This is a genomic window from Zoogloea sp. (assembly GCF_028693495.1).
GTDB lineage: Bacteria > Pseudomonadota > Gammaproteobacteria > Burkholderiales > Rhodocyclaceae > Zoogloea.
On sequence record NZ_JAQUVG010000082.1, the window covers coordinates 1 to 16,268 of the forward strand.

General features: G+C 66.4%; 16 protein-coding genes. 12 read left to right on the top strand and 4 right to left on the bottom strand.

Annotation, left to right across the window (positions count from 1 at the left end; translation table 11 throughout):
• On the bottom strand, nucleotides 1-436 hold a 436-nt coding region (locus PHD22_RS12880; protein WP_299867446.1), incomplete at its 3' end, for a cobalamin-dependent protein.
• A gap of 196 nt (nucleotides 437-632) precedes the next feature.
• On the opposite strand from PHD22_RS12880, the gene PHD22_RS12885 reads away from it, so the two are divergent.
• From PHD22_RS12885 to PHD22_RS12900, 4 genes are all read left to right on the top strand, one after another.
• Nucleotides 633-1,631, top strand: coding sequence for an AraC family transcriptional regulator (locus PHD22_RS12885; protein ID WP_299867449.1), 999 nt, complete (start codon nucleotides 633-635; stop codon nucleotides 1,629-1,631).
• A 4-nt stretch (nucleotides 1,632-1,635) separates the two neighbouring features.
• Complete coding sequence (locus tag PHD22_RS12890) at nucleotides 1,636-3,693, top strand: PAS-domain containing protein (RefSeq protein ID WP_299867451.1); 2,058 nt, start codon at nucleotides 1,636-1,638, stop codon at nucleotides 3,691-3,693.
• Nucleotides 3,690-4,412: a response regulator transcription factor gene (locus tag PHD22_RS12895; protein WP_299867454.1), complete on the top strand. Its 723-nt coding sequence runs from the start codon at nucleotides 3,690-3,692 to the stop codon at nucleotides 4,410-4,412. Before PHD22_RS12890 ends, PHD22_RS12895 begins: the two co-directional genes overlap by 4 nt.
• 83 nt (nucleotides 4,413-4,495) lie before the next feature.
• Entirely contained in the window at nucleotides 4,496-4,969 is a 474-nt protein-coding gene (locus tag PHD22_RS12900) for a VOC family protein (protein ID WP_141353143.1), read from the top strand.
• A gap of 62 nt (nucleotides 4,970-5,031) precedes the next feature.
• Here the strand turns inward: PHD22_RS12900 and PHD22_RS12905 are convergent, their stop codons facing one another.
• Nucleotides 5,032-5,889, bottom strand: coding sequence for a neutral zinc metallopeptidase (locus tag PHD22_RS12905; protein ID WP_299867462.1), 858 nt, complete (start codon nucleotides 5,887-5,889; stop codon nucleotides 5,032-5,034).
• 398 nt (nucleotides 5,890-6,287) lie between these two features.
• Between PHD22_RS12905 and PHD22_RS12910 the strand changes: the two genes are divergently transcribed.
• Together PHD22_RS12910 and fliW are read left to right on the top strand one after the other, a co-directional pair.
• Complete coding sequence (locus tag PHD22_RS12910) at nucleotides 6,288-7,829, top strand: DEAD/DEAH box helicase (RefSeq protein ID WP_299867465.1); 1,542 nt, start codon at nucleotides 6,288-6,290, stop codon at nucleotides 7,827-7,829.
• Between the two features lie 224 nt (nucleotides 7,830-8,053).
• Complete coding sequence (gene fliW, locus PHD22_RS12915) at nucleotides 8,054-8,479, top strand: flagellar assembly protein FliW (RefSeq protein WP_299867468.1); 426 nt, start codon at nucleotides 8,054-8,056, stop codon at nucleotides 8,477-8,479.
• A gap of 67 nt (nucleotides 8,480-8,546) precedes the next feature.
• On the opposite strand, the gene PHD22_RS12920 is transcribed toward fliW, so the two are convergent.
• Together PHD22_RS12920 and PHD22_RS12925 are read right to left on the bottom strand one after the other, a co-directional pair.
• Nucleotides 8,547-9,755, bottom strand: coding sequence for a DUF1343 domain-containing protein (locus PHD22_RS12920; protein WP_299867471.1), 1,209 nt, complete (start codon nucleotides 9,753-9,755; stop codon nucleotides 8,547-8,549).
• Nucleotides 9,752-10,315 carry a DOMON-like domain-containing protein gene (locus tag PHD22_RS12925; protein ID WP_299867474.1) on the bottom strand — a complete coding sequence of 188 codons (564 nt, stop codon included), beginning with the start codon at nucleotides 10,313-10,315 and terminating at the stop codon, nucleotides 9,752-9,754. The genes PHD22_RS12920 and PHD22_RS12925 overlap by 4 nt, the downstream gene beginning before the upstream one ends.
• 114 nt (nucleotides 10,316-10,429) lie before the next feature.
• Between PHD22_RS12925 and PHD22_RS12930 the strand changes: the two genes are divergently transcribed.
• The 6 genes from PHD22_RS12930 to PHD22_RS12955 all read left to right on the top strand — a co-directional run.
• On the top strand, nucleotides 10,430-10,876 hold the full coding sequence (locus PHD22_RS12930; protein ID WP_299867477.1) for a PACE efflux transporter: 447 nt from the start codon (nucleotides 10,430-10,432) through the stop codon (nucleotides 10,874-10,876).
• Between the two features lie 44 nt (nucleotides 10,877-10,920).
• Complete coding sequence (locus PHD22_RS12935; RefSeq protein WP_299867480.1) at nucleotides 10,921-11,124, top strand: heavy-metal-associated domain-containing protein; 204 nt, start codon at nucleotides 10,921-10,923, stop codon at nucleotides 11,122-11,124.
• Between the two features lie 105 nt (nucleotides 11,125-11,229).
• Nucleotides 11,230-12,078, top strand: a complete 849-nt coding sequence (gene asd / locus PHD22_RS12940) for an archaetidylserine decarboxylase (RefSeq protein ID WP_299867483.1) — start codon at nucleotides 11,230-11,232, stop codon at nucleotides 12,076-12,078.
• 34 nt (nucleotides 12,079-12,112) lie between these two features.
• Nucleotides 12,113-13,273 (top strand): MFS transporter, encoded by a 1,161-nt coding sequence (locus PHD22_RS12945; protein WP_299867488.1) that lies wholly within the window; start codon nucleotides 12,113-12,115, stop codon nucleotides 13,271-13,273.
• Nucleotides 13,274-13,473: 200 nt separating this feature from the next.
• Complete coding sequence (locus tag PHD22_RS12950) at nucleotides 13,474-14,388, top strand: radical SAM protein (protein ID WP_299867491.1); 915 nt, start codon at nucleotides 13,474-13,476, stop codon at nucleotides 14,386-14,388.
• 110 nt (nucleotides 14,389-14,498) lie between these two features.
• Nucleotides 14,499-16,268: amidohydrolase (locus PHD22_RS12955; protein ID WP_299867494.1), on the top strand; the 1,770-nt coding region annotated here is incomplete at its 3' end.

Consider the following 16,268-nt stretch of genomic DNA (forward strand, 5'->3'; position numbering starts at 1 on the left):
CGAGGTCGTTGATCATCCCCTGCAGGCCCAGCACGGCACCGTCTTCCGGCGAGTAGATGCGGGTGACGCCGTAGTCGTGGAGCTCCTTGATTTCGGCGGGCACGATCACGCCACCGCCACCGCCGAAGACCTTGATGTTCTCGCCGCCGTTCTCGCGCAGCAGGTCGATCATGTACTTGAAGAACTCCACATGCCCGCCCTGGTAGGACGTGATCGCGATGCCCTGCACGTCTTCCTGCAGCGCGGCATTGACGATCTCGCCCACCGAACGGTTGTGCCCGAGGTGGATCACCTCGGAGCCGGTGGATTGAAGAATCCGCCGCATGATGTTGATCGACGCATCGTGGCCGTCGAAAAGCGCCGCAGCAGTGACGAAACGCACTTTGTTCTTGGGCTTGTAAGCGACGAGTTTCTTGGCAACGCTCAGATCGGTCATGGTTGTCTCCCCCACATCATGTTTATCGATCTACATATATTAAGAGGTGGAAGGCCACTTGACCATTGCTGTTGTCGACGGGATTCATGCAAAATCCGCCAAGCTTTTCCTGCAATCTCCGACCCCCGAGCGAAATTCCTTGGCCCACACGCCCACCTTCAAACACGCCACAGTTTCAATGGGTTTCGTGAGCGGCATGCTTTCCGGAATGCTGCAGCGCAATATCGACCCAACCCCCCTGCTGGCCGGGATGGACATCAACATTGCAGACGCGGCCAGCCGGGTGCCGGTGGACCGCTACGCCACGCTCTACAACCTGATCATCGCCCGGCTCGAGGATGAGGGGTTCGGGCTGTTCAGCATCCCGATGCGGCCAGGCAGCTTTGAGTTCCTGTGCCGGAGCATGCTCGGCGCGCCGACCCTGGCGGACGGGCTCGACCGGGCACGACGCTTCCTGTCCATCGTGCTGCCGGATTTCCGGATTGCCGTGCACCGCCACGACAACCGGGCCGAGCTCTGCATCGAGGAGACCCGCCCCCTCGCCCGAGCCCCCGATGAAGCGGGCCGGGTGTTTGCGTTCGAGTGGCTGCTGCGCCTGGTCCACAGCCTGTCCTGCTGGCTGGTAGGGCGCGGGCTGGCACTGGACTCGGTGGATTTCCCCTTTCCGCGCCCCCCCCATGCTGACGACTATGCCCTGGTTTACACCGAACGCTCCTGCTTCACGGACGGCGGGCGGCTCTGCGCACACTTCAATGCCACCCTGCTCGATCTGCCCATCCGCCGGGACGAGGCCGCCCTCGTCACTTTCCTGGAGGGCGCACCGGGACGGATCAGCATGCTCTACCGGCGGGACCGCAACACGGTCACCCGGGTCCGCGACCTGATCCGGCACGCCCTGCCCGCCAGCCTGGGACAGGAAGAAGTGGCCAGCCGGCTGCACATGTCACCGCGCACGCTGCACCGCCGCCTGGAAGAGGAAGGCTCCAGCTTCCGGGCCATCAAGGAAGCACTCCGCCGGGACATGGCGCTGGCCCGCCTCACCAAGACCCGCCAGCCCATTGCCCGGGTAGCCGCCGACCTGGGCTATGCGGACACCTCGGCCTTCTACCGGGCCTTCACCGGGTGGACCGGGATGTCGCCGGAGCGCTACCGGCGCCAGCTGTCCACCCAGGCTGGCGACACCACGACCGAGTAAGCCCATGACCTCACGCATAGCCGACCCGGCCATCCGGCCCAGTTCCCCGGAAGAGCTCCGCCGCTACGACCTGCTGCTGGCCGGCTTCGACCTCCTGGACCAGGCCATTGCGGTGTTCGATGCCACCCCCAAGCTGGTCACCTGGAACACGGCCATGCTGCGCCTGCTGGATTTTCCGGAAGAGATGGTCCGGGTCGGCACACCCTTCGAAGCCTTTGTGCGCTACAACATCGAACGGGGCGAATACGGCTGCGGCGTGAGCAGGAGCCCGGCAGAGGTGGAGCGCCAGGTCGCCGAGCGGATGGCCGCCGTACGTGCGTTTCAACCCCACAACGCCGAGCGCACCCGCCCCAACGGCCAGATCCTGTCCATCCGTGGCGTCCCGATTCCCAACCTGGGCTTTGTCACCCTGTGGACCGACATCACTGAACAACGCCGTTACGAGAAGCTCATCGAAAGCCAGAATAGCGAGCTTGAAAACCGGGTCCGGGCGCGCACCGCCGAGCTGGAAGCCGCCACCCACCGCCTCGACGCCCTGGCCGGTCAGTTGGCCCGCAGCGAGGAGCGCCTGCGCCTGATCATGGATGCCATCCCGGCCCTGATCGCCTACGTGGACGCGGGGGAGCGCTACCGCTTCGCCAACCGGGGCTACACGGAATGGTTCGGCATCGACAAGCAGAGCATCGTCGGACGCAGCATCGCCGAGGTATTCGGCCCCGAGGCCTATGCCCAGATCAAGCCCTACCTGGAACAGGCGGCCACCGGAGAGCAGGTCAGCTACGAATATTCCCGCACCTTGCCCGACGGCCGCTCCGTACATGCCCGCAGCGCGGTGGTACCGGAAGCCTCGCTGGCGGGCGGCGTCCAGGGCTTCTTCGTGCTGTCCATCGACATCACCGAACAGAAGGCCAGCCAGGCCGCCCTGATCCAGGCCCAGAAAATGGAAGCCGTGGGCCAGCTCACCGGCGGCCTGGCCCACGATTTCAACAACCTGCTCACCATCATCACCGGCAACCTGGCCACCCTTCAGGACAAGCTGCCGGCCCACCAGGGCTTCGAGGACTACCTGGCGCCAGCGCTCTCCGCCGCCCGCCGGGGGACGGAGCTGATCCGCCGACTGCTGACCTTTTCCCGCCAGCAGCCACTGGCACCCTGTTCAGTGGAGGTGGGCACCCTGGTGCTGGGCATGAGCCAGCTGCTCTCGCGGACCCTGACCGAGCGGATTGCCATCCACCTGGATCTGCCCACCAGCCGGCTCCACGCCCTGGCCGATCCCCATCAGCTGGAAAACGCCCTGCTCAACCTGGCCATCAATGCCCGTGATGCCATGCCCGACGGCGGCGAACTGCGCATCGGCGTAGCCCGCCGCCACGTCTCCCCGAGCCTCGCCCTCCTGGTGGAAGTCCCGGCCGGAGAGTATGTGCAGTTCGACATCTCCGACACCGGCACCGGGATTGCCCCCGAGCTCCTGCCGCGCCTCTTCGAGCCCTTCTTCACCACCAAGGCCTTCGGTGCCGGCAGCGGGCTGGGCCTGGCGATGGTCTACGGTTTCATCCGCCAGTCCGGCGGAAACATCCGCATCCGCAGCACGCCAGGCGCGGGCACCCATGTCCGCTTCATCCTGCCGATGACCGACGCCCCCCCCTCCCCGCCCGCCACCGCCCGCCCGGCCCCCGCCCCCACGGTGAACGCACGCCGGCTGGTCCTGCTGGTGGAGGACGAACCGGAAGTCCGCAAGGTCCTGCGCCAGCAGCTCACCGAACTGGGCTACCCGGTGCTCGAAGCCGGCAACGGGCTGGAGGCACGGACCCTGCTCGAAACCGTGGAGGACATCGCCCTGCTGATCTCCGACACGGTGATGCCGGGCATGGGCGGACGGGAACTGGCCGCCCATGCCCGGACGGTCCGCCCCCGCCTGCCCATCCTGCTGATCACCGGCTACGCCACCAGTGAAACGCAGACCGCGACCCCAGACACCCCGACCCTGCGCAAGCCCTTCGACCAGACCGCCCTGGCCGCCGCCCTGGCAGCCCTCGACTACCCGGAGATACCGGCACCATGAACGCCCCTGACAAGGCTCCCCCCCTCATCTTCATTGTCGAGGATGAAACCGAGATTGCCCGCCTGATTGCCTCCACCCTGCACGAATACGGTTTTCGCAGTGAAACCTTCGGTTCAGGCCGCAGCCTGCTCACCCGTGCCCGCCAGGGCCCGCCCGACCTGGCCATCCTGGATCTGGGACTGCCCGACATGGATGGCCTGCAGGTACTGCGGGAGCTCCAGGAAAAAAATCCCTGCGCAGCCCTGATCCTCACCGGCCGGGATGGGGTCACCGACCGGGTACTGGGTCTCGAACTGGGCGCCGACGACTATCTGGTCAAACCCTTCGAGCCCCGCGAACTGGTCGCACGGGTGCGTTCCATCCTGCGCCGCTACCAGAAAACCGCCGCGCCGGAGCCCGGTAACCACACCCACGTCCGTTTTGACAGCTGGCAATTCGATATCGGTCTTCTCAGTCTGACCCACGGAGACGGACGGGAAGTCAGCCTGTCCGCAGCCGAGGCCGCCCTGCTCCAAACCCTGCTCAAGCGTCCCAACAAGATCCTCACCCGGGAGCAACTGATTGGCGGCGACCTGGACCCCTTTGACCGCAGCATCGACGTGCGCATCTCACGCCTGCGCCGCAAACTCGAAGAAGACCCCCAGGATCCGAAGATCATCAAGACCGTATATGGCGCCGGCTATCTGTTGTGTGCCACGGTGGAATGGGTGACGGGGTGACCGACAGGGGGCGGACCGACACTTTCCCCACACGCTCCGGCCCCCGGTAAAATCCGGGCTCTTACAAAGAGGGAGCAACACACATGACCAGACCATTCAAGATCCTCGGCGTGCAGCAGATCGCCATCGGTGGCCCGTCCAAGGAGCGCCTGCGTACCCTGTGGGTCGACATGTTCGGCCTCGAGGTCACCGGCAACTTCGTCTCCGAGCGGGAGAACGTGGACGAGGACATCACCGCCATGGGCAAGGGCCCGTTCAAGGTCGAGGTCGACCTGATGCAGCCCCTCGACCCCGAGAAGAAGCCCGCCGTACACACCACCCCGCTCAACCACGTCGGCCTGTGGGTGGACGATCTGCCCAAGTGCGTCGAATGGCTCAGCGCCAACGGCGTGCGCTTTGCCCCGGGCGGCATCCGCAAGGGTGCGGCCGGCTTCGACATCACCTTCCTGCACCCCAAGGGCAACGAAGAGTTCCCGATCGGCGGTGAAGGCGTGCTGATCGAACTCGTCCAGGCCCCGCCTGAAGTCGTCGACGCCTTCGCCAAGCTGGCCGGCTGAACCCGCAGCACAGCATTGCCTTCCGGGCCGGCCTTCCTGAGGAGAGCCGGCCCGTCCTGCATTTACAGACGGCTCGCCTGGAAAGTGTTGCACGCCGCCAGCTGACCCGCATCCATCCCGCGCTTGAACCAGCGCACCCGCTGCTCGGCCGAACCATGGGTGAAACTGTCGGGTACCGCGTAACCCTGGGCCTGCTTCTGCAGCGTGTCGTCGCCGATCGCCGAGGCCGCCTGCAGCGCCTCTTCCACGTCGCCCGCCTCGAGAATGCCCCGGGCCGCGTCAGCGTTCTTCGCCCACACGCCGGCCAGGCAGTCGGCCTGCAGCTCGAGGCGCACCGACAGTTCGTTGGCCTGACGCTCGCCGGCCCGCTGGCGGGCAGCCTGCACTTTCTCGGAAATCCCCAGCAGGTTCTGCACGTGATGACCCACCTCGTGGGCGATCACATAGGCCTGGGCGAAATCGCCCGGCGCGTTGAAGCGGTTCTTCAGCTCCTGATAGAAAGCCAGGTCGATATACACCTTCTGGTCGGCCGGGCAGTAAAACGGCCCCATCGCCGCCTGCCCGACCCCGCACGCCGTGCGCGTCGCGCCGGTGAACAGCACCAGGGTCGGCTCGGTGTAGGTCTTGCCGTTCTGGCGGAAGATCTGCTGCCAGGTGTCCTCGGTCTCGGCCAGCACGTGGCGGACGAACTTGCTCTCGGCATCGTTGGCCGGCGCTGCCGCCGGGCGGCCCTGCTCGACCCGGGACGGCGCCACCGCCGTCTGGTTGAGGATCACGCTCGGATCGACCCCGAAATACATCGCCACCAGCGCCAGCACGATGGTGCCGATACCGATGCTGCGGCCGCCGACCGGCAGCCCACCGCCACCGCCGCGGCGGTCCTCGACGTTGCTGCTTTCCCGGCTGTTGTCGAAACGCATGAAGAATCCTTTCGCTGAAGAGTCGTGCCGGACAAAGCTGCCCGCCACACTCCGAAGTGTGAATCAAAACCCTGGCTCCATGTTTACCGCCCGCCCAGGGAGCCCGTCCGGAGAATGTCACCCGCGCCTCCAGACCCGACGTTTTTTTGCGCCGCAACATTTTTCTTGTGTTGCGCGCGCTTTACCGCTATATTTCCCAGTCCGGTGCAAAGCGGTTCGCACCGAGTCAGATCGTCCCTAGCCTTCTTATCTCCCGTATTCGACGTGAGGTTGTCCTGATCGGTTAGTGCCGATATGCCAGTCAGGCAGCCATATTGTCGCGCGCAGCGTTGCGCTGCGACGCGTTGCCGTTTTTTCTTCGCGGGCACCGCATCCGCAATACCAGATAAGGAAGCGAAATGGATTTCGCAAACCTCGGTCTTTCCGAGCACATCGTCAAGGCCGTCAACGACGCCGGCTACACCACCCCGACCCCCGTTCAGCTGGCCGCCATCCCCGCCGCCCTCGCGGGCAAGGATCTCGTCGTGTCGAGCCAGACCGGCTCCGGCAAGACCGCCGCCTTCATGCTGCCCTCGCTGCAGCGCCTGACCACCGAACCGACCATCAAGGCCCGCGGCCCCCGCGTGCTGGTGCTCACCCCGACCCGCGAACTGGCCGTCCAGGTCACCGACGCCTGCAAGGGCTACGGCAAGCACCTGCGCCACGCCAAGGCCGTCAGCGTCGTCGGCGGCATGCCCTACCCGGTGCAGAACAAGCTGCTGTCCAGCCCCTATGAAATCCTGGTGGCCACCCCCGGCCGCCTGATGGACCAGATGAACAGCGGCCGCATCGACTTCGCCCGCCTCGAGATCCTGATCCTCGACGAAGCCGACCGCATGCTCGACATGGGCTTCGTGGACGATATCGAGGCCATTTGTGCCAAGCTGCCGGCCAACCGCCAGACCCTGTTCTTCTCGGCCACTCTGGACGGTCAGGTCGCCCGCATGATGCAGCGCCTGCTGAAGGACCCGGAGCGCATCGAGATCAACTCGGCCCAGAGCCGCCACGAAAACATCGAGCAGCGCCTGCTGGTTGCCGACGACATCGGCCACAAGAACCGCCTCCTCGACGGCATCCTGCGCGACACAGACGTGGAACAGGCCATCGTATTTACCGCCACCAAGCGGGACGCCGATGCCCTGACCCTGAACCTGGAAGCCCAGGGCCACTCCGTGGCCGCCCTCCACGGCGACATGAACCAGCGCATGCGTACCCGTACCCTCGACCAGCTGCGTCGCGGCCACCTGCGCGTACTGATTGCCACTGACGTGGCCGCCCGCGGCATCGACGTGCGTACCATCAGCCACGTGATCAACTACGACCTGCCCAAGGTCGCTGCCGACTACGTGCACCGCATCGGCCGCACCGGCCGCGGCGGCGCCTCCGGGATCGCCATCAGCCTGGCCGAACGCCGCGACGTGCGCCTTCTGCGCGCCATCGAACGCTACACCCGCCAGCCCCTGGCCGTGCACACCATGCCCGGCCTCGAAGCCCGCAGCACCATGCCTGCCGATGAACGTCGCCCGGGTGGTCCCCGTCGTGACGGCGGCCGCAGCTTCGGCAATGGCGGCGGCGGCCGCTTCGGCGACAAGCGTTCGCCGTCCTCTGGCGGTGGCTTCGGTGGCGGTCGCTTTGACCGGGAACCCCGCCGTGACGGCGAAGGCCGCAGCGCCAGCCCCTGGGCCGGCCACAGCGAAGGCCGTCGTGACGTCCGCGAAGCCCCCCGCCACACAGACGGCACCAGCGCTCCGCGCCACCCGGAACACCGCACCGAGTTCCCCCACGTGGCCAAGCGCAGCTCCACCCACCACAACGCCGGCGGTGGCTTTGGAGGTGGTCGCGGCAATGGCGATCACGCAGGCAAACCCCGCGCCGGTCGGACTTTCAACCGCGATCGTTGATCCACACCCGGACCGGACCAGCTCCGGTCCTTGGTGACACAAGGGGCGCCCTACCGGGCGCCCCTTGTTTTTTATCTCCCTGAGGCCAGCTGAGGCCAGGAATGGCGAGGAAAGCCCCTTTAGTTTCACACCCGCAGAGTTCTCCAGAGGTCTATGATGGACGCCAGTAAGACTGCGGGCGCCCGGCACCCCGGTCTCGTCCATACCAGAAAAAGGGAGCATCCATGAAGATCACCAGTCCTGTCGTCGGCGAAATCGAAGTCTCTGCAGAACGCATCCTCCAGTTCCCCGCGGGCCTGCCCGGCTTCGAGACCTGCCATCAGTTCACGCTGATCCACTCCGAAGGAGACTCGGCGCCCAAGCTGTTCGTACTCCAGTGCCTGGACGACCCTGAGGTGGCCTTCACCGTAACGACCCCCGAGGTGATGGGACTCAATTATGAATTCGCCCTTAGCGACGAAGAAGTGGCCGCCATTCAGCTGGGCAGTCCCGAAGACATCCACTTGCTGCTGATCGTCAGCAAGCAGGGGGACAGTCCGGTTAGAGCCAACGTGATGGCCCCCCTGGTGCTCAACACCAGCACCCGTCTCGGCCTTCAGAAAGTCATCGGCAAGGTGGACACCAGCGTGACGCTGAAAGCGGTCGACTGACCAGGCCTGCCCGCATTCCATGAAGAAGGGACGCCCCAGGGCGTCCCTTCTTCATCTGTCCCGGGGTTTAATACAGGAGGAAAGGACGCCGCAGCTCCAGCCAGCGTCGCTCGTCTGCCTGGGCCAGGGCATCCAGATCGCCCGGCCTGGCGGCGGGGTCATCCACCCACTGGCGCAGGCTCTCGGAGCCATTGATGAGATCGATGGCAAGCCGGTCATGCTCATACTCGTAAGAAAAATCGCGCCACAGGGGATAGTCCCGCTGGATCTGGCGGATCGCCTTGAAGGCGAGAGCCTGGAGCCGCCAGGGGCGGAAAGCCTCATGGTCATAATGGAGCGGATCCTCCACGTGAATCTGCACACCACTGCACAGTTTGCCAGCGTGTTTGTGGAAAGTGGGCTCGAACCAGCACTCACGCAGGCGACAGCCCTGGAGCCAGCGGGGCGCCAGGGCCTGCATGTGCGCAATCACCTGACCCGCATCCATGTCCGGGGCACCGAAGAGCTCCAGCGGCCGGGTCGTACCGCGCCCCTCCGACAAGGTGGTGCCCTCCAGCATCACCGTGCCGGCATAGGCCCGAGCCATCGAAAGGTTGGGCGCGTTGGGGCTTGGGTTGACCCAGCTACGCTGCCCCAAGGGCCAGCCATAACCTGGCGCAGCCGCCGGCTGCCAGCCCTGCAGGGTGATCACCTGGCAATCCACGTCCAGCTTGAGCGTCGCCACGAACCAGCGGGCCAGCTCTCCCATGGTCAGCCCATGACGCATGGGCAGCGGCCCGGCCCCCACAAAGCTCTCCCAGCCCGGCTGCAGCAGGGTCCCTTCCACCGGGCGCCCCACCGGATTGGGACGGTCCAGCACCCACACGGATTTGCCGTGGCGGGCGGCATCCTCAAGGATGTAACGGAGCGTGGTGATGAACGTGTAGATGCGACAGCCCAGATCCTGGAGGTCCACCAGCACCACGTCGAAACGGTCCATCATCGTCACCGTGGGACGGCGCACCTCACCGTAGAGGCTGAAAACCGGAATCCCATGCACCGGGTCGAAAAAATCCGGTGACTCAACCATGTTGTCCTGCTTGTCACCCCGCAAACCGTGCTGAGGGCCAAAAGCAGCAGATAACCGGATGTCAGGCAGTGCTGCCAACGCATCCAGGGAGTGGGTCAGATCCCGGGTGACCGAGGCAGGGTGGGCCAGCAGGGCAACCCGCTTGCCCACCAGGGGGCGACGCAGGGCGGGATCGGCAAGCAGGCGGTCGAGACCGAACAGGATCATGGCGTGGGTACTTTCTGGACATGCAAGGGATTCAGGAAACAGGCCCGGCTGTCCTGATGGTGAAAATCAGGCTGACCCCGGGGGTGCTGCAGGGCCCAGTAACAGTGGCGGCCATCGGCCAGCTCCACCACCGCCGTGAGAGCGATCTGCCAGGGCCCCTCCGGCAGGGCGACGCCCGGGAGGCGCACCTCCATCCCCAGAACACGGGCATCCCGGCGGACCGTAAGGACCGGCTCCAGGGACCGGGGGCTGACGCTCCGCTGACGATAGGCCAAAAAATCAAAGCGCATCCACTGCCCGGTCGGCGAGAAGTTGAACTCCCGATAGGCGGCCTCACCCTGCCGGGCGACAAACAGCTCAAAACACGTATGAGCCCACAACCGCTCCACTGGCAGGGGCTGGCCAGCCTCAGGAATACGCAGGGCGGCCAGATCACCCTCCAGCCGATAGTCGAGCACCCAGCCGTCACCGTCCCGGATAATCCCCACCCCAATGGCCTCCACCTCCGGACAGGGCAGGTCCGGGTGGCAGACCAGGGAGAGCAAAGGGGCATCAGTCATCGGCGGATTTTGTGAAACGCGGCAAGGGCAGCAGTTTAGCCGGTCCGGGGGACAGGTTAAACTCCAGGTGCTGGCACTGGCCAGTCCCAGCCGGATCCCCTTTTCAAGGCCCCCATGACCACCGCACCACCCCGCCTGCGCAGCCTGTCCGATCGCCTGCGGCAGGTTGCCCTGTTCGAGATCGGCGGCCTGCTGCTGATCACCCCGCCCTACATCTGGCTGTCCGGCGAGCCCGTCGGCGACTCCTTCCTGTTGATGGCCCTCCTGGCCGTGCTGGCAGCGTCCTGGAACGGACTCTACAACACCGCCTTCGACTGGCTGGAAAATCACCTCACCGGCCGCTCCGCAGACCGGCGCCCGTGGCGGCTGCGGGCCATCCACGCCATCGGCTTCGAGGGTGGCCTGTTGCTGATGACCCTGCCAGTGATCGTCTTCTGGACCGGCATGGACTGGCTCACTGCCCTGATGGCCGACATCGCCCTGGCCCTGGCTTACGTCACCTACGCCTTCAGCTTCAACCTGCTGTATGACCGGGCTTTCCCCATTGGCGGGGAAAGTTGACCCATCCACCCCGGGGCAAAGCCCCTCTGACCCACGAGAACACCATGCCCACCACCACCCTCACCATTACCGGCATGCAGTCCGACGAATGTCTGCGGACCGTCATGAACGCCATCCAGGATCTCCCCCACATCGGCTACGCGGAGGTGTCCCTGGAGACCGGTGCCGCCGAGATCGAGCATGGCAGTCTCGTCTCCGAAGGCGACATCCGTGCTGCCATTGAAGACGCGGGCTTCCAGACACGCTGACTGGAGGTGCACAGCGTTCCGCCTGACGACGGCGCCCCCAACCACGCCTTCAGCCGCCGGCCCGGGCCGCTATAATCCGGGCCTTCGCTCCCCCAGGATTCCACCGTGTCCGACCGCCTCGCCGTCCTCCCCCAGTATCTGATTCCCAAACAGGCCCTCACCCGGCTCGCCGGCATGCTGGCCGGCGCCCGGGCGGGCAGCCTCACCACCGCCGTGATCCGCTGGTTCGTGGAACGCTACGGAGTCAATATGGCCGAGGCCGCCAACCCGGACATCGCCAGCTACCCCAGCTTCAACGAATTCTTCACCCGCCCCCTCCGGCCGGGGGCCCGTCCGCTGGCAGGAGCCGACTTCCTTTGCCCCGTGGATGGCGCCATCAGCCAGTTCGGACAGATCAAGCTCGACCAGATTTTCCAGGCCAAGGGTCACAGCTACTCGACCCGCGCCCTGGTGGGCGGAGACCGGGATCTGGCCATCCAGTTCCAGGATGGCGAGTTCGCCACCCTCTATCTGAGCCCCCGGGACTACCACCGCATCCACATGCCCTGTGACGGCCGCCTGACCCGGATGATCTACGTCCCGGGTGACCTGTTCTCGGTCAACCCCACCACGGCCCGCGGCGTCCCCGGCCTGTTTGCCCGCAATGAACGGGTGGTGTGCGTATTCGAGAATCCGGAGATCGGCCCCTTCGTCCTGGTACTGGTCGGCGCCACCATCGTCGGCAGCATGGCCACCACCTGGCACGGGGTGGTCAACCCGCCCCGCCCGGGCCGGATCCAGGAGTGGGACTACCACACGGAGTCGGTCCTGCTGAAGAAGGGGGACGAAATGGGCCGCTTCCTGCTCGGCTCCACGGTCGTCCTGCTCTTCCCCAAGAAGCGCCTGAGCTTCACCCCCGACTGGGCCCCTGCCGGCGCCATCCGCATGGGTGAGGCCATGGGCCGCCGGGTATAAGCCGCCCCGCTCCCACCTGCACGGAGGCGTGTCCATGCCCGTCCTGCCGATCATCGTCGTCGCTCAGCTCTTCGGCACTTCACTGTGGTTTTCCGCCAACGCCGCCGGCGATGACCTGATGCGTGCCTGGCACCTGCGGCCCTCCGATCTGGGCCTGCTGACCAATGCCGTGCAACTGGGCTTCATCCTCGGCACCCTCGGCTTCTCCCTCACCGGTCTGGCCGACCGCTTTCCGGCGAGCCGCATATTTGCCCTGTGCGCAGTACTGGGCGCCGCCGCCAACGCCGCCTTCGCGCTGCAGGCGAATGGACTCGAAAGTGCCCTGGTGTTCCGCTTTGCGGTCGGTCTGGCCCTCGCCGGGGTGTACCCTCTCGGCATGAAACTGGTGGTGAGCTGGGTACCGAAGCAGGCTGGGCCCGCCCTGGCCTGGCTGGTGGGCATGCTCACCCTGGGGACGGCCCTGCCCCATGGGGTCCGCTTCCTGGACACTGGCTGGAGCTGGCAAGCCACGGTGCTGGTGTCATCGGTGCTGGCCCTGTTCGCTGCCGGGCTGATCGCCCGCCTGGGAGACGGCCCCCATCTGGTGCGCAAACCGGGAGCGCCGCCCCTGCGCCTGGGACGGGTCCTGCATGCGTTTGGTGAACCCCGCTTCCGCGCTTCGGCCCTAGGGTACTTTGGCCACATGTGGGAGCTCTACGCCTTCTGGACGCTGGTGCCCCTGCTGGTGGGCACTGGGGCAGGTGCTGGCACCCTGGTCTCCGGTCCGGCCTTTGCCGTCATCGGGATCGGTGCGGCTGGCTGCGTGCTGGGGGGACACTTCAGCCGGCGCCTGGGCAGCGCCCGGGTCGCGGCGCTTGCCCTCGCCACCTCCGCCACCTGCTGTGCCCTCTACCCCCTGCTCACGGGCAGTCCCGTCTGGCTGCTGGCCCTCGTGATGCTGATCTGGGGCGCCAGCGTGGTGGCCGATTCGCCCCACTTCTCCGCGCTCTCGGCACGGGCCTGCCCGCCGGAGATCGTCGGCAGCGCCCTGGCCTTCCAGAACGCCATCGGTTTTGCGATCAGCATGGCGTCCATCGCGCTCACCACCCGCCTGTGGCCCCAGGGACAGGAAATGGTGGCCTGGCTCCTGCTGCCCGGCCCCCTGCTCGGCCTCATCGCCCTGGCCCCCCTGTGGCGTGTCCGGCCCGACTCCTGAAGGACGCCCCCCGGATTTGGAGCTGCGGGGCAACGTCCAGGACAGAACCGGCACCGCCCTGACCTCCATCTTCAATCCAGACGGAAGATGCGTCCCGCGCCGTCCATCACCACAGCACCGATCAGGCTGCCGATGACCCAATCCGGCCATGAGCGGCCGAGCCAGGCCATGGGCAGAGCCGTTAACCTTCTCTCTTTCCCATGAACGTCCTTCGCGCCATGAATATTCCGCTGATCCGCTACGTGGAACCCGTCTTCCGTCCGCCCTCCGAGGCCCAATCCCTGATCCTGCCGGTCACCGACGGCTGCTCCTGGAACGCCTGCACCTTCTGCGAGATGTACACCGCACCGCAAAAGGCCTTCCGCGCCCGCCGGGAAGAGGAGGTGCTTACGAGCATCCGTCGCATCGGCGAGGGCCACGCAGACCAGATCCAGCGGGTGTTTCTGGCGGACGGGGACGCACTGGTACTGCCCACCCGACGCCTGCACGCAATCCTGGAAGCAATCCGAACCCACCTGCCCCGGGTGCGCAGGGTCTCCAGCTACTGCCTGGCCCGCAACCTGGAGAAGAAGACGGCGAGCGAGCTGGGCGAGCTGCGGGAGGCAGGGCTGCGCATGGTCTATCTGGGCGCGGAATCCGGTGATGACACGGTGCTGGCTCGGGTGAACAAGGGGGAAACCTACGACTCCACCCGGGCCGCCCTCGACAAATTGGGGGAGGCGGGCATCACCCGCTCGGTGATGATCCTCAATGGCCTGGGCGGACAGATCTACAGCGACCAGCACGCGGACAACTCCGCCCGCCTCGCCAACGCCACCCAACCGGAGTTTCTGTCCACCCTCGTGGTGAGCTTCCCGGGCGGGGAGGCACGCTTCCGGGCCGGCTTTCCGGAATGGACGCCCCTGGACCAAACCGGTCTGTTCCGGGAGATGGAGCGCTTCCTGTCACAGCTGACGCTGAACCGCACCGTGTTCCGCTCGGATCACGCCAGCAACTGGCTGATCCTCAAGGGCACCCTGGGTATGGACAAGGAAAAACTGCTGGAACAGGTACGGACAGCGATCGCACGCCCCTCGGCGGCGCCCCTGCGGCCGGCCTGGGCCCGGGGCTTGTAAGGAGGGGCATGTTTCACCAAGCCGGCCACGGCACCTCGAAATGCCTCTGCTATGCTCCGGGAACTGGCGTCGGCACCGCCCGGTGGCCAGAATGTCTTCGGAGCCTGTTCATGAATCCTGCCCTCACGCTGCACCGCCTGTCGGTGGTCACCCTGCTCACTCTGGCAGCGCCCGGCCTGCTGGCCCAGGCCACCACGCCCCTGACCAGGCAGACGGCGCCCTCCGTGGCCACCGCCAAGCCTCCCGTCCCGTCCGCTGCCACCACTCCAGCAGCCACCGTCACCGCCGCTGGGGTGACTGGTGCCCAGCTTGCCGACCCGAGTGCGCCACTGCCTGTCCCGCCGCCGCCGCCCCTCTCCGACATCATCTTCACTAACGGTGACGTGATCACCCTCGACGACAAGCGCCCCAGCGCCCAGGCGGTGGCCATCAAGGGCAGCAGGATCGTCGCCGTGGGCACCAGCAAGGCCATCCTGGCTCGCTGGAGAAGCGAGGGAACCGAGGTGGTGGACCTGGGGGGCAAAACGCTCGTGCCCGGGTTCATCGACAGCTGGGGACAGCTCTCCCGCCTGGGCCTGTTTTCAGTGGCGGCCCAGCTCCAGCCGCCCCCCGAGGGGCGCGTGGGAGACACGGCTGCGCTGCTGCGGGAGCTGCGGGAATGGGGCAGGAGCGACCTGCCCCGGCGTTTCGGCTGGATCGTGGGCTTTGGTTATGATGAGACCCGCCTGCGGGAGCTGCGGACACCCACCCGCAACGATCTGGACAACGTATCCCGGGATCTGCCGGTGATCATCGTGCACCAGTCGGGCCGCCAGCTGGTCGCCAACAGCAAGGCGCTGGAGCTGGCCGGGATCACCCGGGACAGCGTCGCCCCGGCCGGTGGCGATATCGGTCGCTGGCCGGGCTCCCGGGAACCCGATGGCCTGCTGGAGGGCACCAGTGCCTTCGCCCTCCTCGGTGCCCTGCCCCACTTCAGCGGGGATGAGCGCCTGGCCCTGATCCAGCAGGGACAGGCCCTCTACCTGCAGAACGGCTACACCACCGCAGTCGAAGGCCGTGCCACCCCGGAGGATTTCACGCTCTACCTGCAGACGGCCGATCTGGGTGCCCTCAAGCTGGATGTACTGCTTTACGCAGACCTGGGCAGCAGCGCCAGTGCCCTCAAGGGCCACAAGCAGATCACCCCCCGGTATTACAAGGGCCATCTCAAGCTGGCAGGGGTGTCGTTTGCACTGGATGGCACCACCGAAGACCGCAGCGCCTGGCTGACCCAGCCCTACCAGCTGCCCCCCCCGGGCAAGCGCACCAGCTATGCAGGCTATCCCGGCGTCAGCGACGAGACGGCGGGCGGCCTCTTCGAGCAGGCCTATGCCAACGGCTGGCAGGTGGCGGTCCACGCCAACGGGGATGCGGCCATCGACCAGTTCCTGAAGGGTCTGCAGAGTGCGGGCGAGAAGCACCCCTTCAAGGACCGACGTCCCCTGCTGGTGGGGGGGCAGACCTTGCGGGATGATCAACTGGAGGCGCTGAAGGATGCCCGGGCCCAGGTGGCCTTCGCCCCGACCCGCCTCAGCCTGTCCCTGGACACCCTGCAAAACCATGCCCTCGGTACAGAACGTACGACGCGCTTCCTGCCCGCCGGCAGCGCCCTCGGGAAGGGCGTTCCCCCCCTGCTAACCCACGACCCGGCCGCCCTGCAGCCTCAGCCTCTGGGCATCCTGGCCGCGGCCATCAGGCGACCGGCCGGAGATGCCGAGCAGCTCTCCCCCTTCGACGCCCTGAAGGGCCTGACCCTGCTCCCCGCCCGCCAGCTGGGTGAGGAGAAGATCAAGGGCAGCATCACGGCAGGCAAGCTGGCGGATCTGGTGGTGCTGTCGGGC

What these genes read in the sequence shown, in the direction of transcription:
- PHD22_RS12920 (WP_299867471.1), bottom strand. Translation starts at nt 9,755, where the DNA reads ATGATCCTGTTCGGTCTCGACCGCCTGCTTGCCGATCCCGCCCTGCGT.
- PHD22_RS12925 (WP_299867474.1), bottom strand. Translation starts at nt 10,315, where the DNA reads ATGACTGATGCCCCTTTGCTCTCCCTGGTCTGCCACCCGGACCTGCCC.
- PHD22_RS12935 (WP_299867480.1), top strand. Translation starts at nt 10,921, where the DNA reads ATGCCCACCACCACCCTCACCATTACCGGCATGCAGTCCGACGAATGT.
- PHD22_RS12895 (WP_299867454.1), top strand. Translation starts at nt 3,690, where the DNA reads ATGAACGCCCCTGACAAGGCTCCCCCCCTCATCTTCATTGTCGAGGAT.
- PHD22_RS12885 (WP_299867449.1), top strand. Translation starts at nt 633, where the DNA reads ATGCTTTCCGGAATGCTGCAGCGCAATATCGACCCAACCCCCCTGCTG.
- PHD22_RS12900 (WP_141353143.1), top strand. Translation starts at nt 4,496, where the DNA reads ATGACCAGACCATTCAAGATCCTCGGCGTGCAGCAGATCGCCATCGGT.
- PHD22_RS12905 (WP_299867462.1), bottom strand. Translation starts at nt 5,889, where the DNA reads ATGCGTTTCGACAACAGCCGGGAAAGCAGCAACGTCGAGGACCGCCGC.
- PHD22_RS12910 (WP_299867465.1), top strand. Translation starts at nt 6,288, where the DNA reads ATGGATTTCGCAAACCTCGGTCTTTCCGAGCACATCGTCAAGGCCGTC.
- fliW (WP_299867468.1), top strand. Translation starts at nt 8,054, where the DNA reads ATGAAGATCACCAGTCCTGTCGTCGGCGAAATCGAAGTCTCTGCAGAA.
- PHD22_RS12950 (WP_299867491.1), top strand. Translation starts at nt 13,474, where the DNA reads ATGAACGTCCTTCGCGCCATGAATATTCCGCTGATCCGCTACGTGGAA.
- PHD22_RS12945 (WP_299867488.1), top strand. Translation starts at nt 12,113, where the DNA reads ATGCCCGTCCTGCCGATCATCGTCGTCGCTCAGCTCTTCGGCACTTCA.
- PHD22_RS12890 (WP_299867451.1), top strand. Translation starts at nt 1,636, where the DNA reads ATGACCTCACGCATAGCCGACCCGGCCATCCGGCCCAGTTCCCCGGAA.
- PHD22_RS12930 (WP_299867477.1), top strand. Translation starts at nt 10,430, where the DNA reads ATGACCACCGCACCACCCCGCCTGCGCAGCCTGTCCGATCGCCTGCGG.